At 66.6% G+C, this 21,601-nt stretch carries 24 protein-coding genes; 4 read left to right on the top strand and 20 right to left on the bottom strand.

What is annotated here, in order from left to right:
- Nucleotides 1-48: 48 nt before the first annotated feature.
- From ASD28_RS03935 to ASD28_RS03960, 6 genes are all read right to left on the bottom strand, one after another.
- Nucleotides 49-582, bottom strand: coding sequence for a hypothetical protein (locus ASD28_RS03935; protein ID WP_056124323.1), 534 nt, complete (start codon nt 580-582; stop codon nt 49-51).
- 154 nt (nt 583-736) lie between these two features.
- The gene (locus ASD28_RS03940; RefSeq protein ID WP_056124326.1) at nt 737-1,249 is read right to left on the bottom strand and encodes a hypothetical protein; all 513 of its coding nucleotides are present in this window, start codon (nt 1,247-1,249) and stop codon (nt 737-739) included.
- Nucleotides 1,250-1,336: 87 nt separating this feature from the next.
- A complete protein-coding gene (locus tag ASD28_RS03945; RefSeq protein WP_056124329.1) occupies nt 1,337-2,749 on the bottom strand; it encodes an IgA Peptidase M64 in 1,413 nt (470 codons plus the stop codon).
- A 14-nt stretch (nt 2,750-2,763) separates the two neighbouring features.
- Entirely contained in the window at nt 2,764-3,405 is a 642-nt protein-coding gene (locus ASD28_RS03950; RefSeq protein ID WP_056124334.1) for a hypothetical protein, read from the bottom strand.
- A 58-nt stretch (nt 3,406-3,463) separates the two neighbouring features.
- Nucleotides 3,464-3,949 (bottom strand): GNAT family N-acetyltransferase, encoded by a 486-nt coding sequence (locus tag ASD28_RS03955; protein WP_056124337.1) that lies wholly within the window; start codon nt 3,947-3,949, stop codon nt 3,464-3,466.
- Entirely contained in the window at nt 3,939-4,343 is a 405-nt protein-coding gene (locus ASD28_RS03960) for a rhodanese-like domain-containing protein (protein WP_056124341.1), read from the bottom strand. The genes ASD28_RS03955 and ASD28_RS03960 overlap by 11 nt, the downstream gene beginning before the upstream one ends.
- 89 nt (nt 4,344-4,432) lie before the next feature.
- Here ASD28_RS03960 and ftrA point away from each other — a divergent pair, with 89 nt between their 5' ends.
- Entirely contained in the window at nt 4,433-5,395 is a 963-nt protein-coding gene (gene ftrA, locus ASD28_RS03965) for a transcriptional regulator FtrA (RefSeq protein WP_056124343.1), read from the top strand.
- A gap of 187 nt (nt 5,396-5,582) precedes the next feature.
- On the opposite strand, the gene ASD28_RS03975 is transcribed toward ftrA, so the two are convergent.
- The 3 genes from ASD28_RS03975 to ASD28_RS03985 form a co-directional block, all read right to left on the bottom strand.
- The gene (locus ASD28_RS03975) at nt 5,583-6,788 is read right to left on the bottom strand and encodes a cyanophycinase (RefSeq protein WP_229411982.1); all 1,206 of its coding nucleotides are present in this window, start codon (nt 6,786-6,788) and stop codon (nt 5,583-5,585) included.
- An 82-nt stretch (nt 6,789-6,870) separates the two neighbouring features.
- Nucleotides 6,871-7,314, bottom strand: a complete 444-nt coding sequence (locus tag ASD28_RS03980) for a GNAT family N-acetyltransferase (RefSeq protein WP_056124352.1) — start codon at nt 7,312-7,314, stop codon at nt 6,871-6,873.
- A 94-nt stretch (nt 7,315-7,408) separates the two neighbouring features.
- Nucleotides 7,409-8,005, bottom strand: coding sequence for a hypothetical protein (locus ASD28_RS03985; RefSeq protein ID WP_229411980.1), 597 nt, complete (start codon nt 8,003-8,005; stop codon nt 7,409-7,411).
- Nucleotides 8,006-8,158: 153 nt separating this feature from the next.
- Between ASD28_RS03985 and argH the strand changes: the two genes are divergently transcribed.
- Genes argH through ASD28_RS04000 form a run of 3 tightly spaced genes read left to right on the top strand, consistent with a single transcriptional unit; the run spans nt 8,159 to nt 10,520 of the window.
- A complete protein-coding gene (gene argH / locus ASD28_RS03990; protein WP_056124355.1) occupies nt 8,159-9,556 on the top strand; it encodes an argininosuccinate lyase in 1,398 nt (465 codons plus the stop codon).
- Between the two features lie 36 nt (nt 9,557-9,592).
- Nucleotides 9,593-9,832, top strand: a complete 240-nt coding sequence (locus tag ASD28_RS03995) for a hypothetical protein (protein WP_056124358.1) — start codon at nt 9,593-9,595, stop codon at nt 9,830-9,832.
- A gap of 16 nt (nt 9,833-9,848) precedes the next feature.
- Nucleotides 9,849-10,520 (top strand): HAD-IA family hydrolase, encoded by a 672-nt coding sequence (locus tag ASD28_RS04000; RefSeq protein WP_056124361.1) that lies wholly within the window; start codon nt 9,849-9,851, stop codon nt 10,518-10,520.
- Nucleotides 10,521-10,536: 16 nt separating this feature from the next.
- On the opposite strand, the gene ASD28_RS04005 is transcribed toward ASD28_RS04000, so the two are convergent.
- The 11 genes from ASD28_RS04005 to paaC all read right to left on the bottom strand — a co-directional run bounded on the left by ASD28_RS04005 (nt 10,537) and on the right by paaC (nt 21,594).
- The gene (locus ASD28_RS04005) at nt 10,537-11,130 is read right to left on the bottom strand and encodes a cupin domain-containing protein (protein WP_082577108.1); all 594 of its coding nucleotides are present in this window, start codon (nt 11,128-11,130) and stop codon (nt 10,537-10,539) included.
- A gap of 41 nt (nt 11,131-11,171) precedes the next feature.
- Nucleotides 11,172-13,223, bottom strand: coding sequence for a phenylacetic acid degradation bifunctional protein PaaZ (gene paaZ, locus ASD28_RS04010; RefSeq protein ID WP_056124363.1), 2,052 nt, complete (start codon nt 13,221-13,223; stop codon nt 11,172-11,174).
- 10 nt (nt 13,224-13,233) lie between these two features.
- Nucleotides 13,234-13,827, bottom strand: a complete 594-nt coding sequence (gene paaY, locus ASD28_RS04015) for a phenylacetic acid degradation protein PaaY (RefSeq protein ID WP_056124366.1) — start codon at nt 13,825-13,827, stop codon at nt 13,234-13,236.
- Between the two features lie 15 nt (nt 13,828-13,842).
- Nucleotides 13,843-15,048, bottom strand: a complete 1,206-nt coding sequence (gene pcaF / locus ASD28_RS04020) for a 3-oxoadipyl-CoA thiolase (RefSeq protein WP_056124370.1) — start codon at nt 15,046-15,048, stop codon at nt 13,843-13,845.
- 10 nt (nt 15,049-15,058) lie between these two features.
- A complete protein-coding gene (gene paaK / locus ASD28_RS04025; protein ID WP_056124374.1) occupies nt 15,059-16,369 on the bottom strand; it encodes a phenylacetate--CoA ligase PaaK in 1,311 nt (436 codons plus the stop codon).
- A 15-nt stretch (nt 16,370-16,384) separates the two neighbouring features.
- On the bottom strand, nt 16,385-16,816 hold the full coding sequence (gene paaI, locus ASD28_RS04030; protein ID WP_056124377.1) for a hydroxyphenylacetyl-CoA thioesterase PaaI: 432 nt from the start codon (nt 16,814-16,816) through the stop codon (nt 16,385-16,387).
- Nucleotides 16,806-18,296 (bottom strand): 3-hydroxyacyl-CoA dehydrogenase PaaH, encoded by a 1,491-nt coding sequence (paaH, locus tag ASD28_RS04035; protein WP_056124380.1) that lies wholly within the window; start codon nt 18,294-18,296, stop codon nt 16,806-16,808. The genes paaI and paaH overlap by 11 nt, the downstream gene beginning before the upstream one ends.
- 2 nt (nt 18,297-18,298) lie before the next feature.
- Nucleotides 18,299-19,090, bottom strand: a complete 792-nt coding sequence (paaG, locus tag ASD28_RS04040; RefSeq protein WP_056124383.1) for a 2-(1,2-epoxy-1,2-dihydrophenyl)acetyl-CoA isomerase PaaG — start codon at nt 19,088-19,090, stop codon at nt 18,299-18,301.
- Between the two features lie 134 nt (nt 19,091-19,224).
- On the bottom strand, nt 19,225-20,304 hold the full coding sequence (gene paaE, locus ASD28_RS04045; protein WP_056124386.1) for a 1,2-phenylacetyl-CoA epoxidase subunit PaaE: 1,080 nt from the start codon (nt 20,302-20,304) through the stop codon (nt 19,225-19,227).
- A 7-nt stretch (nt 20,305-20,311) separates the two neighbouring features.
- Nucleotides 20,312-20,839, bottom strand: coding sequence for a 1,2-phenylacetyl-CoA epoxidase subunit PaaD (paaD, locus tag ASD28_RS04050; protein ID WP_156403743.1), 528 nt, complete (start codon nt 20,837-20,839; stop codon nt 20,312-20,314).
- Nucleotides 20,839-21,594, bottom strand: a complete 756-nt coding sequence (gene paaC, locus ASD28_RS04055) for a 1,2-phenylacetyl-CoA epoxidase subunit PaaC (protein WP_056124392.1) — start codon at nt 21,592-21,594, stop codon at nt 20,839-20,841. Before paaC ends, paaD begins: the two co-directional genes overlap by 1 nt.
- Nucleotides 21,595-21,601: the final 7 nt, after the last annotated feature.

The raw sequence follows: 21,601 nt of genomic DNA on the forward strand, positions 1-21,601 counted from the left end.
AAACAAACGGACCCACGCGGGTCCGTTTGTTTTTGGGCGGCCGCAGGATTACTTGGCGGCGTCCTTGTGTGCCTCGGCAGTGGCTTCGGCACGCTTTTCGTTGGCCTTGGCGTGGGCCTTGGCTTTATCGGCGTTGGCGTCCACGACCTTCTTCTGGGCCTTTTCGTCGGCCTTGATCATGGTCTTCTGGGCGTCGTAATTGGCTTCGGCGGTCTTTTCCTCGGCCTTGGCAGCAGCCTTGGCCTTGTCTTCCGGATCAGCCTTGGCGACTTTCTCGTGAGCCTTGGCAACCTTCTTCTCGGCCTTGTCGTGTGCCTTGGCCTTCTTCTCGTTGGCCTTGTCGACGGCCTTGTTAATCTTCTCGTCCTGTTTCGACATCTCCTTGGCTTCCTTCTCGTTGGCCTTGGCGATCTTCTTGTCGGCATCCGCATTGCCGGTCGAGGTCGTACCAGCGGTGCCGCTCTGGCCCGACGACATGGTGGTGTCGGTGGTCGTGACCGGGGTGGCCGGTGCCGTCGTGGACTGGGCGTAGACCGAGGTGGCGAACAGGCCGGCGATCAGGGTGGCGAGCAGTTTATTCATCGTAGTTCTCCTGAAGATTATGGTGGGGCGCGCCGTGACGCGCCAATATGTTTTTGTTAAGTCAGGGCTTCAGAATATGCTTCCGACAACTTCCGCTCTGTTCGGCAGCGCACGCAGTACATACTGGCTATCATCCAATTTGTGACAAGATTTTTCAGCGCTCGGCCGCCTTCTCGGCACCCTTGCGCTTCGACTCGGCGTGTTTTTTCTTGCTTGCCTTTACGGACGCTTCGGTCTTCATGCGGCTGCCCGGCGGCTCCTTCACGGCGCGCGCGTTCGCCTGCATGACTTCGCTCTCGGCCTTCGTGCCGGCTTTGCCGCGCCCGCCGGTAGCGGCCGCATCGGTGTCGGTGTTGTTGGGTGCCGTCGTGTTGGTGGCCTGGGCATTCACGCTGTCGGCCTTGCCCGGCGCCGGATTGATGACGGCCGTGCTCTTGCCGACGACCTGTCCGGCATGGTTGACGCCCGCTGCCTGGCGGCCCGTGGCGTCATGCGCGGAACCGGTGTTCGCCGTGCCATCCGTGCGCAGGCCCGTGCCGGACACGCCGGCGGCCGTGGTGTTGTGGCCGGAGACAGCCTGGCCGATCGGCGCCGTATTGGCCGTGGTCTGGGCCCAGGCCGACGATGCCAGCAGCGCACACACGAGGGTGGGGAGGAATTTGTTCATGATGATCTCGTTTCGTAAGGTGAGTAACTCGAAACGAGGATAGGTGCGCCGCCCGGGTGACTCTGTTCGGCAGCGCACCCGCCGGTGCTACTTTTTGGCAGGACGGCCCGCGTACAGGTCGATGATGTCGCTGATGCCGTCCTGGCAGACGGGGCAGAACTCGCCGCTGCGGTCGAACATGATGCATTGCATGGCCGGACGGTAATAGCCGGTCGCTTCGTAGTTCGCCCCTTCGAACGCGCCGATCGCCTTGCGGTACCTGGCCTGCGCAAACAGGGCGTTCGAGTGCGCCAGGTCTGCGCGGAACAGCGCGCTCATCTCCGACTCCGGCCGGTTGGCCGCCCGCAGCGCCGCCCGCTTTTTCTGGTACTCGCGCGAATACGCTTCGTACTCGGCCTTGGGCCACGGCGTCGGCAACGGCGTGCCGGCCTGCACGTATTGCTTCCACTTCAGGCGGGCCGGATCGCGCAACGCCGTCACGTTCGGCTCCCATGGCTCCATGCGCGCGCCGCTGGACTGGTACGCGACGGGCGACGTGTAGTACTCGTCGGCCAGTCCGGCGAAGTGGTGGCCGAACTCGTGCACGAACAGATAGTCCGCCCAGTCGTTGTCCGCGGCCGCCGTGCTGAACTGGCCGAAGATGCCGCCGCCGCCATACGTGTCGTTGTTGACGAGGATCTCGATGAATTCGTACGGCGCGTACTGCGCGATGTCGCGCAGCGCACGGTTGTCCAGGGTCAGCACATAGCGCTCGCTGCCGAAAATGTCGTAGCGCGTGCCCAGCGCGGACGCGTGATGGACGCCTGTCGACGGCCGCGACACGCCCGATTCCTGCGTCGGCACGGCCAGCGCCCACACGTTGAAATCGTTCGCGCGCTCCCTGAACGGCGACACCTCGAACAAATGCTGCGCGAGGCGGCGCACCGCGGCTTCGAACTTCGGCATCTCGGCCTGCGTGTAGCCGTCGCCCAGCACGAGCAGGTCGACCTTGCGCGGCGACGGTCCGCTCACGCGGATCGGAATCGGCCTGGCCGGCGCCGGCCCCTGCGCGCGCACGACATCCTGCGCATCCGTATCCACGTCCACGCTCCACGCGACGGAGAACTGGTTGCGCTCGTCGCGCTTCAGGATGCGCACGCGCACGGGGCGGTCGGGCTTCGGAAAGCGCACGGACTCATGGAACCCGCGGCTGAGTTTATTTGCCTCTTCCGTCGTCTTCCACTCGCCGAACACGGTGGAAAAGTCGCGCGAATACAGCACATCTCCCGTCTTCGCATCGGCCACCTCGACGCGGTTGTTGCCGCGGTTGGTGTCGTCGAACGGCCGCGCCATATCGCCCGGCCATGGCAGCGGTTCGATCAGCACGCGCTCGATCGCGTATTGTTCGGACAGGGCATTGCCGCTGTGGATGTAGTCGAGGCGGACGGTGGCGGGCTGGGCGGCGAGTGCCAGTGCGGGGAAGGCGCAGGCGGCCAGCAGGGAGAACAGGGATCGGATCATGGGGCGCTCCGTCGTCAGTTTGGCAGGCTCTTCAGCAAGCCTTGCAGGTTGCCGTCGATGCTGCCGTAAGCGCTGCGTATCTGGGTCAAGGTCTTGAGCATCTGGTGCGGTGTCGCGATGCCCGTTTCGAGGTCGCTCAACATGTCCATCATGCGCGGGCCGTCGAGGAAATTCGCACTGCCGGCGCCCGTGAGCGTCTGTACGTCACGCATGTTGGCATAGGCCGTCACATAGCGCTGCAACTGCTCGTCCTGCATCCATGTCACGGCCTGGTTGGCGACGGCGGCGTCCCATGCTTCGTGGCGCAACGTGGGTACCTGGATGCCGAGGGTGATGCCTTCCTTCCAGTCGGTCTTGAAGCGCGCCATCAACACATCGTCGGCCACCTTGTCGCGGATGCCCTGCAACAATTCGGCGCGAACCCGCTTGACTTCTTTCAGGTCGCTCTCGTTATGCGCGAGCACGGTCTGGACGTCCTTCGCATTGAGGCGCAGTTCGGCCTCGATCTTCTCGGCGGCCTCGTGCGCAAGATGCTTGTGATGGATGGTCTGTACGGCGTGCTCGAGCGTCAGGGCGGTCAGGATACTGATGACGATCATCACGTACTCGCCGCCGAACTCCTTCAGCTTCTTCGATTTCGGGACTTCGAAATGCATAGTCAAACCCGCAGATATAGGAAAGTTGCAATCTAGCGCAGGTTTGGCTTTCTGACAATCAACCTTCGGTTGACATCTCGGGCAACGCGAGCCGCCAGTGTTCCCAATCCGGATCGGGCGCGCCGCCGAAGCGGCGGTACAGCCGTTTCGCGCCAACGTTGGTGGGGAGCACGAGCCAGGTGATCTGTCCGGCGCCGATGCATTCCGCCTCGCGCCGCAAGTGGGCAAACAGATCCGCCGCAATGCCCCGGTTTCGGTACGCGGCGTCGACGAACAATTCCTTCAGAGTCACAGTTGGGCGCAGGTCGAACGTGAATGCCTGGACGAGCCAGACGGCATAGCCGGCAAGCCTCCCGCCCTCGCCCTGTGCGACGAGGATCCCGCACTGTGCACCCGGCCCGAAGGCGCGGGTACGCAGGTCGCGGGCCGTCACCCGGAACCGGGGCAGATAACCCTCGCATGCCGCCAGCGCGCGCATCATGCCGATGAGCGCCTCCGCGTCTTCCGGCCGCGCGGGCCGGATCGGACAGCGATCATGCGCCATCGCCGGTCGCCAGTTCGAACCCTTCGTCGATCCAACCCGTGACCCCGCCGATCATCAGCTTGACGGGCCGCCCCAGCTTCGCCAGCCGGTACGCGGCGCGGTGCGCGCCATTGCAATGGGGGCCGGCGCAATAGACGACGAACAAGGTGTCCAGCGGATAATCGCGGAGCTTCGCCTCGACGATCTTCCCGTGCGGCATGCTAATGGCCTGCGGAACATGTCCCCGAGCATATAGGTCAGGGCTGCGCACATCGAACAGGACGAAATCCTGCGTTCCACTGGCGATCGCGTCGTACACGTCCCAGCAATCCGTCTCGAATTCGAAGGCGGTACCAAAATGAACCATCGCGCGCTCGCCGGAGGCTGCGGGGATGGCGGATACGGATGAAGTCATGGATCTCTCCTGTGTATGAGACGCTAGTGTCGCAGCGCCGGCGCACTGGTGGCAGTGCCTTGCGCGACAGAAATTGGTAACATCGTGCCATGTCCCATCACGTCTCCATCATCGCCTACGACGGCCTGTGCACCTTCGAATTCGCCTGCGCCATCGAGCTGTTCGCCCTGGAGCGTCCGGAGCTGGGCGTGCATTGGTACAACCATACGGTGTGCGCCATCGAGCCGGGCCCCCTGCGCGCCAGGGGCGGCCTGACGGTGCAGGTCCCGCACGGCCTCGACGCGCTCGACCGGGCCGATACGATCGTCATTCCCGGCTGGCGCGACCTGGCGGACGTGCCGCCGCGCGCCCTGATCGACGCGTTGCGCGCCGCCCATGCACGAGGTGCGCGCATCTGCTCGATCTGCACGGGCGCGTACGTGCTCGCCTATGCCGGCCTGCTCGACGGCCGCGTGGCGACCACGCACTGGCACTACCTGGACGACATGCGCGCCCGCTTTCCCGACATCGCGATCGATACCGACGCACTGTATGTCGACGCGGGACGCATCGTCACGTCGGCCGGGTCGGCGGCCGGCCTGGACATGCTGCTGCATATCGTCCGCTCCGACTTCGGCGCGGACATCGCCAACAAGGTCGCACAACGCCTCGTGATCCCGGCTCACCGCGACGGCGACCAGGCGCAACTCGTGGCGCGCCCCCTCCCCACCGCCGGCGCGGACACCATTGCCCGCCTGATGGACTGGGTGCGCGAGCACATCCGCGCCAATCACACGGTCGCCTCGATGGCCGACCAGGCACGCCTTGGGACGCGCACGTTCCAGCGCCGGTTCAAGGAGCGAACGGGCCTGCCGCCTCTCGCGTGGCTCGTGCGCGAGCGCATCGCGCTGGCGACCCGGTTGCTCGAATCGCGACAGGCGCTCGACATCGACGCGATCGCCGACCTTGCCGGGCTCGGCTCGGCCGAATCGCTGCGCCGCCATTTCCGCGCGCATGGCCTCGCGCCGCCGGGACGGTATCGCCGCCAGCGCAGCGAGCGGAGCATGGCGTGACTTTGGCGAATCGATCGGCGCATCGAATGCACGCGGTGCTTCTGAAATTTGCGGAGAACAAGACCTGCAGGCGCGCGTGGATGCCGATCCGTTCGTCGTCCATGGCGTGGTCCAGGCCGAGATCCTGGAGATCAAGCCGGGCAAGGCCGATCCCCGTCTGGAATTCCTGCTCCAGTGAGCACGCGACCTATTTGTACTGGTATAGCGGACGGCGGATGAGGATCGGCCGGATGTCCAGCCGCACGTCGTAGATCGAATAGGATTCCATCGACGACGACTGGTAGCCGACGCTGTCGTCCGTACGTGTAAAGCGGAATTCGAAGCCGAGGTCGGGCTGGACGCCGTTCGGGCTGCCGAGCGTGATGCCGATCGCGTCCGGCTGGTCGCTGTCGATCAGCTTGCTCATCAGGTCGACGACGGTGCTGTTGCCGAGGATGTCGGCGGTGAACAGCGGTTCGCGGTAGTACGGCCGCGACGGGTCGAGCTTGTTGTCGGCCTTGTCCTCGGACGGCGTGCATTCGCGCGTGACGATATTGAAGTGGTCGCCGTTGTCGAGGTAGCTGACGCGCACGTTGGTCACGTTGAACGCGCCCTCATGCACGATCGCGTTCGACAGGTCGAGCACGAGCGCGCCCTTGTAGCCGATCACCTCGACGTCGCGGTTGGGCAGCACCACCATCGCCGTGTCCTCGTCGATGCCCAGGCCCAGCTTGTAGCCTTTCTTGAGCATGGCGGGCAGCATGCGCGCGAAACGGCCGCGCACGAGCAGGTGCTGGTCGATGAATACGTCGTCGCCGACGAAGCCGAGCCCGTCCGTGATTTCCTCGCCCTCTTCCACGCCCAGCTTGAGCGTGGCCAGCACGGTGCGGGGCCGGCCGAACATCGTGCTGCTCATGATGGCGGCACCGGCGCTGGAGCCGGCGATCACGCCGCCGCGCCGGTACATGTCCCACAGGGCATCCAGGACGCGGGTATTGCTGCCGTCCTCGTGGCGCAGTGCGCGCGTGATCCGGCTCTGGTCGCCGCCCGCGAAGAACGCACCGTTCGCGTTGCGCACGGCTTCGGCCAGGCCCCGGTCGTCTGCCGCCGCCTGGTAATTACTGCCGGACAGCTTGACCGCGACGGGGACGAAAAATGCTTTGGCGCCATAGCTGTTGAGGCGCTCGACGAGGCTCTTGCCGGACCGTTCCGGCGTGCCCGACGCGGACGCGAACACGGCGATGCGCGCCCCCTTCCCGCCCGCGAGCTGGATGATGCGTTCCCACACGGGACCATTCGAGGGGCGCAGATTGCCGCCGATGATGACGAGGGATCCCTTGGGCTGTACCACCGCATCGGCGGCGGCGCACCAGGGCGCGCCGGCCAGCAGCAGCACGGCCAGGAAAAGACGCAACGCAGACCGAACCATAAAACCCTTCCCGACTTCGACAAACAGTAAGCCTGATTGTAGAGGACCGGCAGCGTGTTGCGTCCGGTCAGGAAAGATATATGTTCGGGTAGTAGCGTTCCATCAGTGTGTCAGGACGCTCGGACGGCGCGAAGCCGAAGCGGGAAAACAGGCTGTGCGCGTCGTTCGTGTTGAGGGTGAACCGGCGCATGCGCTGCAGACTCGGATGCTCCATGACGATGCGGATCAGCTGCTTCGCATAGCCGCGCCCGCGGTACTCGGGCACGACGAAGACGTCGCACAAGTGGGCCATCGTCGCATAGTCGGTGATGACCCGCGCGAACGCGATCTGGCGGCCGTCGATGTAGCCGCCGAAGCACAGCGAATTCTCGATCGAGCGCTCGACCACGGTACGCGAGATGCCGACGGCCCAGGTCGACTGCTCGCTGAGGAAGCGGTAGATCATGGGAATATCGAGCGTCGTCCGGTCCGTGCTGACCTGGAAACTGGAATCGTTGGTGGTTGGAATCATGGACACGCCAAACCGTCAATCTGGTAAAAAAACCAATTCTAGCCCCGTTCCGGTCCGCATGGACGTTTCCGCCAATCGTGCGCGCATGAACCGGTCAGCGCCTGGGCAGATAGCGCTCCGGCAGGCGCAGCGACGCGTCCTCGGCGCGCCATAACAAGTTCACGATCCACCAGCGCTTTCCGTCGTGGTACAGCTGGATGCTGTTGATGCCGCGCTGGAACGGTTCGGCGTCCCCGCGCGCATGCCGCGATTCGTATGTGCTGAACACATGGACGATCTGGCCGAACGTCTCCGTGCTGCGCGCTGCCTCGCGCTCGAAAAAGCCCATCGTCGCGAACGCCTTCGAGTTACGGGCGATATAGTCCTCGACCGTCATGGCACGCAGGGCATACACGCCCTCCGGCCGCGCGCCGACGGCCATCAGCCGGCCTTCCGGTGCGAACAGCGAGCGCATCCGGTCCCAATCGCGCGGCTGGCCGGCCGTGCCGGAAATGACGTCGTACAGCGCGGCAACGATGCCGTCGACAGTGGCGACGTCGACCGGGCGGGCGGCAGGGCTCGCCGCCGGGGTTGCGGCCGGCGTGGTCGCGGCGGCCACCGGCCCCGCCGGCGGCACCTGTCCCGGCTGGGCATGCGCCCCGCCCACGATCGCCATCGCCGCCATCCAACCCATCCAGTGTCTCGCTGACATGTCCATCTCCCGTCGTTATGTTATGGAATTACCAATAACAACGACATCATCGGCCATTTGCGGATGAAAGTCATCGGGGCGCAATCGCCGGGGGTAAGTCTGCACAGTTTATAATCAGGAAATCCAAGAACATCCCGTCACCCGTCTCCCATCATGACTGATCAATTTGCCAAAAAAGCGGAAGCCTGGTCGGCCCGCTTCTCCGAACCCGTCTCCGACCTCGTCAAGCGCTACACCGCGTCCGTCTTCTTCGACAAGCGCCTGGCCCTGTTCGACATCCAGGGTTCGCTCGCCCACGCCGAGATGCTGGCTGCCCAGGGCATCATCAGCGCCGCAGACCGTGCCGAGATCGAGCGCGGCATGGCGCAGATCCGCAGCGAGATCGAAGCCGGCCAGTTCGAGTGGCTGCTCGACCTGGAAGACGTGCACCTGAACATCGAAAAACGCCTGACGGAACTGGTCGGCGACGCCGGCAAGCGCCTGCACACGGGCCGTTCCCGCAACGACCAGGTGGCGACCGACATCCGCCTGTACATGCGCGCCGCCATCGACGACATCCTCGCCCTCTTGAGAAGCCTGCGCGGCGCCCTGACCGACCTGGCGGAACGCAACGCGGACACCATCATGCCGGGCTTTACGCACCTGCAGGTGGCGCAGCCGGTGACCTTCGGCCACCACCTGCTGGCCTATGTGGAAATGTTCGGCCGCGACGCCGAGCGCATGGCCGACACGCGCCGCCGCGTGAACCGCCTGCCGCTGGGTGCCGCCGCCCTGGCGGGCACCACCTTCCCCATCGACCGCCTGCGCGTGGCCAGGACCCTCGGTTTCGAAGACGTCTGCCACAACTCGCTCGACGCTGTATCTGATCGCGATTTCGCCATCGAGTTCACGGCGGCCGCATCGGTCTTGATGATGCACATCTCGCGCATGTCGGAAGAGCTGGTGACGTGGATGAGCCCGCGCATCGGCTTCATCGACATCGCCGACCGCTTCTGCACCGGCTCGTCGATCATGCCGCAGAAAAAGAACCCGGACGTACCGGAACTGGCGCGCGGCAAGACGGGCCGCGTCTACGGTCACCTGATGGGCCTGCTGACCCTGATGAAGGGCCAGCCGCTCGCATACAACAAGGACAACCAGGAAGACAAGGAGCCGCTGTTCGACACCGTCGACACGGTGCTGGACACCCTGCGCATCTTCACCGACATGGCTTCCGGCATCACCGTCAAGCCCGACAACATGCGCGCCGCCGCCCTGCAGGGCTATGCGACGGCGACCGACCTGGCCGACTACCTCGTCAAGAAGGGCCTGCCGTTCCGCGATGCGCACGAAGCCGTGGCGCACGCCGTGCGCGCGTGCGACGACGCGAAATGCGACCTGTCGGAGATGTCGCTGGAGCGCCTGCGCGAGTTCTCGCCGCTGATCGAGCAGGACGTGTTCGCCGTGCTGACCTTGGAAGGTTCCGTCGCGGCGCGCGACCACGTGGGCGGCACGGCGCCGAACCAGGTGCGCGCGGCCATTGCCCGTGTCCGGGCACAATTGGCGGAATAAGGACGCCCCGGGTGTCCGCCCTGACGGAGGACACCCATGCAACGCTACGGCGACCAGAGTCGTGAATCCGGCGTCGTCGCCTACGACATCGACGCCGGCCAGATCATCGTCCAGTTCAGGAACGGCGAACGCTATCTCTACACGGAAGACAGCGCCGGCGCCGCCAACATCGCGCGCATGCAGGAACTGGCCCGGGCCGGCCGCGGGTTGTCGAGCTTCATCAGCCAGCACGTCCACGACCGCTACGCCCGCAAGATCAACTCGCGCCGACCGTAACCCACAAGAAAGATCCATGACTGCAACGCCAGCCCTGCCCCAACGCGATTTTTCCGCCTTCCTGTTCGACATGGACGGCACCATTCTCACTTCCATCAAGGCCGCCGAGCGGGTCTGGGGCGACTGGGCCGCCGGCCACGGGCTCGACGTGGCCGCCTTCCTGCCCACGATCCACGGCAAACGCACCGAGGAAACCATCCGCGCACTGGAACTGCCCGGCGTGGACCCGGTAGCGGAAGCCGCGTTCATCACGCGCGCGGAGATCGAGGACGTGGCCGGCATCGAAGCCATCGAAGGCGTGGCCGACTTCATCGCCAGCCTGCCGGCCGGGCGCTGGGCCATCGTCACGTCCGCGCCGCGCGCGCTGGCCGAAGCGCGCATCGCGGCGGCCGGCCTGCCGTTGCCGGCCGTGCTGGTGGCCGCCGAGGACGTCGAACGGGGCAAGCCCGCGCCCGATCCTTTCCTGCTGGGCGCGCGCAAGCTGGGCGTGAAGCCGGAAGACTGCCTCGTGTTCGAAGACACACTGGCCGGCCTGCGTTCGGCCGCCGCTGCCGGCATGGACAGCATCGTCGTAACGGTCACCCACGCACATCCGCTCGAGACCGATGTTGCTTCCGTGCTCGATTACGCGGATCTGCGCGCCGTAACGACGGCCGACGGCCTGCTGCGCGTGCAGCGCCGGCCGTAACGTCTGTGAGGAGCCGCTAGCGGGGTTCGTCCGGCACGATGCCGGCCTGCTCCCCGTGGTCGGCCCGGAACACGCGCGGGTCCAGCGTCTTTTCGTCCGTTTCGAGCGCTGCGGACGGCGCGGCCGCCGGCATGGACGAGGTGCGCGTATCACGCTTGGGATACGGCGTGCCGTCGCGGTGGGCATAACTGTCGGTCTTGCCGTCGTACACGAGGTCGATGTCCGGATACTCGGCGCGGTCCTCGGGAATGCGCGAGCCCACGCACAGGAGCAACGCATTGCCCCAACCGCGATTGATGAGCTGGTGGCCGTTCGGCCGCCCGGCCGGGAACGCCGCGCAATCGCCCGCGCGCATCAGGGTTTCGCCTTCGTCCGTGACGAGCGTCAGCTCGCCGGAGACGACCATCACGAATTCATCCTCGTGGCTGTGCCAGTGGCGCTGCGACGAGGCGGCGCCGGGCAGCAGCTCGACGAGGTTGACGCCGAACTGCGTCAGGCCACCGGCATCGCCCAGCGCCTGCTTGCTGCGGCCATTGACGGCTTCGGCAAAGGGATCGGGATACCCGGTACCGGTCAGCACGGGAATACTGCTCAGGTCTAGCCGCGACATGATCACTCCTTATCAGGTTTGCGCGCGGCCTTGGCCCTTCCTCAGCCGCGTTTTTGCACCAGCGTCAGGATATCGTAACTTGCGACGAGTTCGTCGTTCTGATTCGTCACCTGGACGTCCCACGCCACCACGCCCTGCCCACGCCCCTGGTCGTCCGTGCGGTTGCGGTCGACCTTGCGCTTGCACGTGAGGCGCGCGCGGATCGTGTCGCCGATCGCCACCGGCGCCACGAAGCGCAGGTTGTCCAGGCCATAGTTCGCCAGCACGGGGCCGGGCGCCGGCGACACGAACAGGCCCGCCGCCGCCGACAGCACGAAGTAGCCGTGCGCGATGCGCTTGCCGAACTGCGTATCCTTCGCCGCGATCTCGTCGAAGTGCATGTAGAAATAATCGCCCGAGACGCCGCCGAAGTTCACGATGTCCGCCTCGCTGACCGTCCGGCGGTGCGTCAGCAGCGAGTGGCCGGTCTCCAGGTCTTCGAAATAGCGCCGGAACGGGTGCACTTCCGATTCCTTGACGGCCGCGCCGCGCACGTATTCTCCCGTGACGGCCGCCAGCATCGTCGGCGAACCTTGCACCGCCGCCCGCTGCAGGAAGTGTTTGACCGCGCGGATACCGCCGAGTTCCTCACCGCCGCCGGCGCGGCCCGGGCCGCCGTGCTTGAGCATCGGCAGCGGCGAGCCGTGGCCCGTGGAGTCCACGGCCGCGACGCGGTCGAGGATGTGCACGCGGCCATGCGATGCCGCCGCCACGGGCACCGCATGCGCCGCGATGGCCGGGTCCTTCGTCACCAGGGTCGTCACGAGGCTGCCCTTGCCGCGCGCCGCCAGCGCCAGCCCTTCGTCGATGTCGCGGTAGGTCATCATCGTGCTGACGGGGCCGAACGCCTCGATGTCGTGCACGGCATCGTTGACCATCGCGTTACGGCACAGCAGCAAGGTGGGTGCGAAGAACGCGCCGGCGGCGCAGCCGTCGCCGACAGGATTGAAACCGTCGCGGGCGCTGAACAGCACCTCGTTGCCGCGCGCGAGCATCTCGACGCGCTCGCTGACGTCGCGCTGCTGGTCCAGCGACGCCAGTGCCCCCATGCGCACGCCCTCGACCTTCGGATTGCCGACGACGATCTTCGCGAGGCGCGCACGCAGGCGCTCGCCGACGACGTCCGCCAGGTGTTCGGGCACGATCACGCGGCGGATCGCCGTGCACTTCTGGCCCGCCTTGCCCGTCATCTCGCGCGCCACTTCCTTGACGAACAGGTCCAGTTCTTCGTCATCGGGCGTGACGTCCGGCGCGAGGATGGCGGCATTCAGCGAATCCGCCTCCGCCGTGAACGGCACGGATTCGCGGATCAGGTTCGCGTTGCCGCGCAGCTTCGCGGCCGTGTCGGCGGAACCCGTGAACGTCACCGCATCGAAGCCGTTCAGGCGGTCCAGCAGGTCGCCCGTCGAGCCGATGACGAGCTGCAGGCAGCCCTCCGGCAGCAGCGCCGACTCCATCATCATCTTGACCACCGCATGCGTGAGATAGCTGGTGGCGGTGGCCGGCTTGGCGATGCAGGGCATGGCGGCGAGGAAGCTCGGCGCGAATTTCTCCAGCAGGCCCCAGATCGGGAAATTGAAAGCATTGATGTGCACGGCGACGCCGCCGCGCGGCACCAGGATGTGCGTGCCCGCGAAGCCGCCCCGCTTGCCGAGTGCCATGGCCGGCCCTTCGTGCAGCACGTTCGACGACGGCAGCTCGCGCCCGCCGATGCTGGCATACGCGAACAGCGTGCCGATGCCGCCTTCGACGTCCACCCAGCTGTCCTGCCGCGTGGCGCCGGTCAGGTGCGAGATCTCGTACAGTTCTTCCTTCCGCTCCATCAGGTAAGCCGCGAGGGCTTTCAGGCGCTGGGCGCGCTTCTGGAAGTCCATCGCCATCAGCGCCTGCACGCCCGTCTTGCGGGCATACGTGACGGCTTCGCCGAAGTCGATACTGTCGGCGTGCGTGTGATAGATCAGCTGGTTGTCCAGGGCGCTGTGCAGCGGCTGGTGCGCTTCGCTGCCGAGCCAGCGGCCGGCGATCAGGCTTTGCAGGGTGGTTGGGGTGTGCATCCTCGTCTCCTTATGTCTTTGGCTTGTGCGGCTCGTCGAACACGATGCGCTGCCGCTCCGGTTCCACTTCCGTGTACGCTTCCACTTCACGCATCGTGCGCATCGACCTGACGTTCAGGTCGTGGTACTGCCGCGTGCCATAGCTCTTCCATGCGATCTCCTCGTCCGACACGGCCCGCACGATCTTCGCCGGCGCGCCCAGCACGAGGCTGCGCGGCGGGATCACCATGCCCGCCTTCACGAACGCCGCCGCGCCCACGATGGATTCCGCGCCGACGACGGCCTTGTCCATCACGACCGCATTCATCCCGACCATCGCGTTCCTTCCCACGCGGCAGCCGTGCAGCACGGCGCCGTGGCCGATGTGGCCGTCCACTTCGACGACCGTGTCGTCTTCCGGAAAGCCATGCATCACGCACGTGTCCTGCACGTTCGCGCCCTCTTCCAGGATCAGCCGCCCGAAGTCGCCGCGCAGCGACGCCAGCGGCCCGACATAGCAGCGCGGGCCGACGATCACGTCGCCGATCAGCACCGCCGTCGGGTGCACGTACGCCGTCGGGTGCACGACGGGGCGCAGTCCGTCGATTTCATAGACCTTGACCATGACGTTCTCTCTTCCTTACACGCGTTCCACGATCATCGCGATGCCTTGGCCGACGCCAATGCACATCGTGCACAACGCGTAGCGGCCACCGGTGCGGTGCAGCTGGTTGACGGCCGCCGTGACGAGCCGCGCACCGGAGGCGCCCAGCGGATGGCCGATGGCGATGGCGCCGCCGTTCGGGTTCACGTGCGCGGCGTCGTCCGGCAAGCCCAGGTCGCGCAGCACGGCCAATCCTTGGGACGCGAACGCTTCGTTCAGTTCGATCACGTCCATCTGGCCGATGCTCAAGCCGGTCATCGCCAGCAGTTTCTTCGTCGCAGGCGCGGGGCCGAAGCCCATGATGCGCGGCGCCAGGCCCACCGTCGTCATGCCGACGACGCGCGCGCGCGGCGTCAGGCCGAATTTGTCGATGGTCGCGCCGGAGGCGACCAGCACCGCACAGGCGCCGTCGTTGACGCCGGACGCGTTGCCTGCCGTGACCGTGCCGTCCGGCGTCACGACGCCTTTCAGACGGGACAGCGATTCCAGGCTCGTGTCGGGGCGCGGGTGCTCGTCGGTGTCGAATACGCGCGACTCGCCTTTCTTGCCATGCAGCGTCACCGGCACGATCTCGTCTTTGAACACGCCGGCCGCCTGCGCCGCCGCCCAGCGCTGCTGGCTGCGCAGCGCGAACGCATCCTGGTCGCCGCGCGCGATGCCGAAATCGCGCGCCACGTTCTCCGCCGTCTCCGGCATCGAGTCGATGCCGTACTGCGCCTTCATCTTCGGGTTGACGAAGCGCCAGCCGATCGTCGTGTCTTCGATCTTCGCGCTGCGCGAGAACGCGCTGTCCGCCTTGGCCATCACGAACGGGGCGCGCGTCATGCTCTCCACGCCGCCGGCGACGATCAGGTTCGCCTCGCCCGCGCGGATCGCGCGCGCGGCGCTGCCGACGGCGTCCAGGCTGGAGCCGCACAGGCGGTTGATCGTGGAACCCGGCACGGATGGCGGCAAGCCGGCCAGCAGCGCGGCCATGCGCGCGACGTTGCGGTTGTCTTCGCCGGCGCCGTTCGCGCAGCCGTACAGCACGTCGTCGACCTGGGACCAGTCGACGCCGGGATTGCGGGCCATGAGCGCGGCGATCGGCAGCGCGGCCAGGTCGTCCGCACGCACGCCGGACAGGGCGCCGCCGAAGCGGCCGAACGGGGTGCGGATGGCGTCGACGATGAATGCGTCAGTCATTGGAATCTCCTTAGTTATTCTTGGGCCGCCTGTCGACCACGCGGCGCGCCTTGCCCGTGAGCGAGCGTTCGATGCCCTGCGCGGGCAGCAGGGTGACGGCCGTCGTCACGCCGATATACGTCTTGATGCGGTGCTGCAGCTCGCGGGCCAGCGCGTCCACGTTGTCCGCGCCCTCTTCGCGCAGCTCGCAATGGACGGCCAGCGCATCGAGGTGCCCGTCGCGCGTGACGACGAGCTGGTAGTGCGGCGCCAGCGCCGGCATCTGCAGGATCTGTTCCTCGACCTGGCTGGGGAACACGTTCACGCCGCGGATGATCAGCATGTCGTCCGAGCGGCCGTTGATGCGGCCCATGCGGCGCATGGAGCGCGCCGTCGGCGGCAACAGCTTCGTGAGATCGCGCGTGCGGTAGCGGATGATCGGCAGCGCTTCTTTCGTCAGCGACGTGAATACGAGCTCGCCCTCTGCGCCGTCCGGCAGCACCTCGCCCGTGTCCGGGTCGATGATCTCGGGGTAGAAGTGATCCTCCCAGATCACGGGGCCGTCCTTCGCTTCGATGCATTCGCCGGCGACGCCGGGCCCCATCACTTCCGACAGGCCGTAGATGTCGACGGCGTCGATGCCGGCGCGTTCCTCGATCTCGCGGCGCATGGCGTCCGTCCACGGCTCGGCGCCGAAAATGCCCACCTTGAGCGAGGACGCGGCCGGATCGAGGCCCTGGCGCCTGAATTCCTCGACGATGTTCAGCATGTACGACGGGGTCACCATGATAATCGAGGGTTTGAAGTCCTGGATCAGCTGGACCTGCTTTTCCGTCTGCCCGCCCGACATCGGCACGACCGTGCAGCCCAGGCGCTCCGCGCCGTAGTGGGCGCCGAGACCGCCCGTGAACAGGCCGTAGCCATAGGCGATGTGCACCATGTCGCCGGGACGTCCGCCCGCCGCGCGGATCGAGCGGGCGACGACGCCGGCCCACGTGTCGATGTCGCGCTGCGTGTAGCCGACGACGGTCGGCTTGCCCGTCGTGCCGGACGACGCGTGCACGCGCACGACCTGCTCGCGCGGCACGGCGAACAGGCCGAACGGATAATTGTCGCGCAGCGTCTTCTTGTCCGTGAACGGGAATTTCGCCAGGTCGGCCAGCGTCTTCAGGTCGTCCGGATGCACGCCCGCCTCGTCGAACGCGCGGCGGTAGTGCGCCACGTTGTCGTAGGCGTGCTTCAGGCTCCACTTCAGCCGTTCCAGTTGCAGGGCCTGCAGTTCGTCGCGGCTGGCGCGCTCGATCGGCTCCAGTTCGCCCGGTTGCGGAATGCGTTGCACCATCGTTGTCTCCTCCGTTTATAGATCGACGACATGGCCCGCGACGCGATGCGACTTCCCGCGGAACAGCGCGACCTTGCGCCCGTCCTGGTCGGTCACGACGACGTCGTAGACACCCGTCTTGCCGGCCAGCGCCTGCTCGACCGCTTCGGCCACGAGCACGTCGCCCGCGCGGCCCGGCGCGAGGTAGTCGATCGTGCAGCCGGCGCCCACCGTGTTGAAATTGTGCGAGTTGCAGGCGAATGCGAACGCGCTGTCGGCCAGCATGAAGATATAGCCGCCGTGGCAGGTGCCGTGGCCATTCAGCATGTCCTCGCGCACCCGCATGCGCATGCGCGCGTAGCCGGGGCGGATCGCGTCGAGCGTCATGCCCAGCGCCTGGCTGGCGGGATCGCGTTCGTACATCGTTTTGCCGGCCAGTTCGGCCAGCGCTTGTGCGTCACTGTGCATGGATGCGTGCTCCGGTCGGGTTGGCGGCGAGCTTGCGGCGCAGCAGCGGCGACACGCGGTAGCGGTCCTCGCCATACGTCGCGCCCAGGTTGGCCAACACGGTGAACACATGATGCAGGCCGATCGCATCGGCCCACGCCAGCGGACCGCGCGGATAGTTCACGCCCTTCTGCATCGCGATGTCGACGGCGGCCGCGCTGCACACGCCCTGGTTGACGGCGTCGAGCGCCTCGTTGGCCAGCATCGCGACGGTGCGCATCACGGCCATGCCCGGCACGTCGTCGAGGCGCGTCACGGTGAACCCGGCCTGCTGGAACAGGCCCACGGCGGCATTCCAGGCGGCGGCGCTGCACTGGTCCGCGCGCGCCAGCGCGATGCGCGTGGCCTTCACGGGGTCCAGCAGCAGGTCGAACAGAATCGTGTCCGGGCGGCCTTCATCGAGAGCGCGCTGGGTGGCGCTGCGGCCGTCGGTCAGGAAGATCGTGGCGGCGCCCTCCGAGCTGCCCATACGCGCTTTCAGGGCAGCGGTTACCGGATCGGCGCCGCCAAGCGTCGCCTGTGCGGCCCCCTGCTGCGCGGACTCGGCCTGCGCCTGCGGCGGCACCACGTCGTCGCCGTAGCGATAGAATCCACGGCCCGTCTTGCGGCCCAGGAAGCCGGCATTCACCAGTTCCTGCTGCACGACCGACGGCGCGAAGCGAGGGTCGCCGTAGTAGGCATTGAAGACGGATTGCGTGACCGAGTAATTGACGTCGTGGCCGATCAGGTCCATCAGCTCGAAGGGGCCCATGCGGAAACCGCCGCAGTCGCGCATCACGGCATCGATCGTGGCCGGGTCGCCCGCCTGTTCGAGCAGCAGGCGCAGCGCCTCCGCATAATACGGGCGCGCCACGCGGTTGACGATGAAGCCGGGCGTCGACTTCGCATGCACGGGGTTCTTGCCCCAGGCCGCGGCGGTCGCGACCACGGTGTCCGCGACGGCCTTGTCGGTGGCGACACCGGAGATCACTTCCACCAACGCCATCAGCGGGACCGGATTGAAGAAGTGCATGCCGACGAGGCGCCCCGGGCGTTTCATTTTTGCGCCGATGGCCGTGACGGAGATCGACGACGTGTTCGTGGCGAGGACGCAGTCCGGCCCGACGATGCCTTCCAGGTCGGCGAACAGGGCGCGCTTGACGTCGAGGTCCTCCACGACGGCTTCGACGACCAGCGCGGCATCCTTCGCTTCGTCGAGCGCACGCATCGCGTGGATGCGCTCGCGCGCGAGATCCGCTTCCGCCCCGCCCATGCGGCCTTTTTCGACCAGTCTTGCCAAGGCTTTGACGATGCCGGCGATGGCCTTTTCGACGGCTTCCGGACGGGTGTCGTACAGCCGCACGGTGTGCCCGGCGACGGCCGCCACCTGGGCGATGCCGGCGCCCATCGCGCCGCTGCCGATGACGGCGACGACGCTGTTTTTCTCCAATGCCTGGGTCATGTTTACTCCCCCTTGAACGCGGGCTGGCGCTTGGCGATGAACGCGGCGACGCCTTCGCGGTAATCGTGGCTGTAGCCCAGTTCGCGCATCATCTCCGCTTCCAGTTGCAGCTGCTGTTCCAGCGTATTGCCCCAGCTTTCCTGCATGGCTCGCTTCGTGAACGCCAGACCCTTCGTCGGCGCGGTGGCGAAGTGGCGGGCCATGGCCAGCGCTTCGTCCATCAGCGATTCGTCCGGCACGCAGCGCCAGATCAGGCCCCATTGCTCGGCCTTCTCGGCCGGCAGCTTGTCGCCCAGCAGGGCGAGACCCATGGCACGCGCGGGACCGAGCAGCCGGGGCAAGGCCCACGTGCCGCCCGTGTCCGGGATCAGGCCCAATTTGCAGAACGCTTCGATGAAGGATGCCGATTGCGCGGCCAGCACGATGTCGCACGCGAGCGCCAGGTTGGCGCCGGCGCCGGCGGCCACGCCGTTGACGGCGCAGATCACGGGCAGCGGCAGGCTTTTCAAGGTGAGCACGAGCGGGGCATAGAATTTTTCGACGGATTCGCCCAGGTCGACGCCCGGCGCGCCCGGCTCCACGGCGCGGTCGTTCAGGTCCTGGCCGGCGCAGAAGCCGCGGCCGGCGCCCGTCAGCAACAGCACGCGCACCGACTTGTCCTGTTCCACGCACTTCAAGGCGGCGCGCACTTCCAGGTGCATCGCCCGGGTAAAACTGTTCAGGCGTTCGGGGCGGTTCAGGGTCAGCGTGGCGATGCCCTGCTCGATCGTGAACAGGATGGATTCGTAGGTCATGGTGTCTCCTCGTTCTCAATTCCGTCATTCCCGCGCAGGCGGGAATAGTGCCCCCGGCACTATTCCCTCCATACTGAGCGTCCGAAGCCGATTCAGCATGGGTCCCCGCCTTCGCGGGGACGACGGAGGGGTGTTTATTCGACCACGTCGAAATCGACGACAACCTTGTCCGTCACCGGGAAGCTCTGGCAGCTCAGCACGAAGCCGCGCGCGACCTCGTAGTCTTCCAGCGCATAGTTGACGTCCATGTCGACCTGCCCCTCGCGCACCTTGCAGCGGCACGTCGAGCACACGCCGCCCTTGCACGAGTAGCGCATGTCGAGGCCCGCGCGCAGGCCGGCGTCGAGGAGCGATTCCTTGTCGCGGTCCATCGTGAAGGTGGCGTGGTTGCCGTCCATGATCACGGTGACTTCCGTGTGGTGGTGCGTCTCGCCGGCGGCCTGGCCGCGCGGCTTGCGCGGTTCCTGCGCGGCGCCGGCGGCGAACAGTTCGATGCGGATGCGCTCCTTCGGCATGCCCGCTTCCTGCAGCGCGGCGGAGACGCCATGCATCATGTCTTCCGGGCCGCAGATGAATGCGTAGTCGACGTCTTCCACCCGCAGCCAGCGCTGGAACAGCTGGCGGCATTTGTCCTGCGTGATGCGGCCGTTGAACAGCTCGATGTCCTGCTGCTCGCGGCTCATCACGTAGACGAGGTTCAGGCGTTCCAGGTACTGGTCCTTCAGCTCGGCCAGCTCGTCGCGGAAGATGACGGATGACGACGCGCGGTTCCCGTACAACACGGTGAAGCGGCTGTGCGGCTCGGCGATCAGGGTCGTCTTGACGATGGACAGGATCGGCGTGATGCCGCTGCCGGCCGCGAAGGCCAGGTAGTGGCGGCGGCTCCCGGGTTCCAGCGGCAGGTTGAAGCGGCCTTCCGGCGGCATCACGTCGAGCGTGACGCCGGGCCGGATGCACTCGTTGGCCCAGGTCGAGAACAGGCCGCCTTGCACGCGCTTGATGGCGACGCGCAGCTTGTCATCCTGCACGGCCGAGCAGATCGAATAGGAGCGGCGCACGTCCTCGCCGTCGATCATCGTGCGCACTGTCAGATGCTGGCCCTGGCGGTAGCGGAAGGCCTCGCGCAGCGGCGGCGGGACGTCGAACGTGACGGCGATCGCGTCGCGCGTCTCGTGCTTCACGTGCGCCACGGTCAATGGGTAGAACTTGCTCATGTGGGCCTCAATGGCATTTGAAGTAGTCGAACGGCTCGCGGCAATCCAGGCATTGATACAGTGCCTTACACGGGGTCGAGCCGAACTGGCTGGTGAGACGGGTATGCATCGAGCCGCAGTGCGGGCAAGCCACGTCGGGTTGCCGGATCGCGTGGCGCTTCACGCCGCGCGCCAGGCCGCTGATGTCGATCACCTGCTGCACCGGCGGCGCGATGCCGTAGCCCTTCAGCGCGGCCTTTCCGGCGGCGCTCATCCAGTCCGTCGTCCATGCGGGCGACAGGCGGGTGACGATGCGCAGGCGGTCCACGCCGCGTGCGCGCAAGGCCTTGTCGACGTCTTCGGCGATGACTTCCATCGCGGGGCAGCCGGAATACGTCGGGGTGATCGTGACGACGCATTCACCGTCGTCGTGCACGTCCACGGCACGCACGATGCCCAGGTCCACGACGGAGATCACGGGAATCTCCGGATCCGGGACCTCGCCCAGCCAGGACCAGACCTGGCCGGCCGTGATCGGTGACGCGGCCGCGGTCATCACCATGCCACGCCCGGGTAGGCGCGCTGCAGGAACTGCATCTCGGCGAGGATGTAGCCGAGGCGCTCCGTGTGCCGGCCCTGCTTGCCGCCGCGCTGGACATAGGCATCCACGGGCGGCATCGTCAGCGTCGCCTCAATCAGCACCTCGGCCACGTGGGCCAGGAATGCATCGCGCAGCGGCTCCGCGGCCGGTGCCACGCCCTGCGCGACCATCGCCAGGTCGACGTCGTCGTAGATGAACATCTCGCCGGCGTAGGTCCACAGTTCGTCGAGCGCGTCCTGCATCTTGCGGTGGCTGACGTCCGTGCCGTCGCCCAGGCGCACGACGAGGTCGCCGCTGCGGCGCAGGTGGTACGTCACCTCCTTGATCGACTTTTCCGCGATCTCGCCGATGCGGCGGTCGCTGGACGCCAGCAGGCCGCGCATCAGGAAGTAGTGCCACGTATCGAACAGGAACTGGCGCGTCAGGGTCTGCGCGTAGTCGCCGTTCGGCTGCTCGACGAGCAGGCAGTTGCGGAAGTCGCGGGTATCGCGCAGGTACGCCAAACGATCCTCGTCGCGGCCGTGGCCTTCGATCTCGCCCGCATACGTCAGCCACATCCGCGTCTGGCCCAGCAGGTCGAGGGCGACATTGGTCAGCGCCATGTCTTCTTCCAGCGCCGGGCCCTTGCCGCACAGCTGCGACAACTGCTGCGACAAGATCAAGGCATTGTCGCCCTGGCGCAGAAGGTATTCGAACTTGTTCGCGTCCATGGTCCGC

The organism is Massilia sp. Root133 (genome assembly GCF_001426525.1).
Classification (GTDB): domain Bacteria; phylum Pseudomonadota; class Gammaproteobacteria; order Burkholderiales; family Burkholderiaceae_D; genus Telluria; species Telluria orientalis.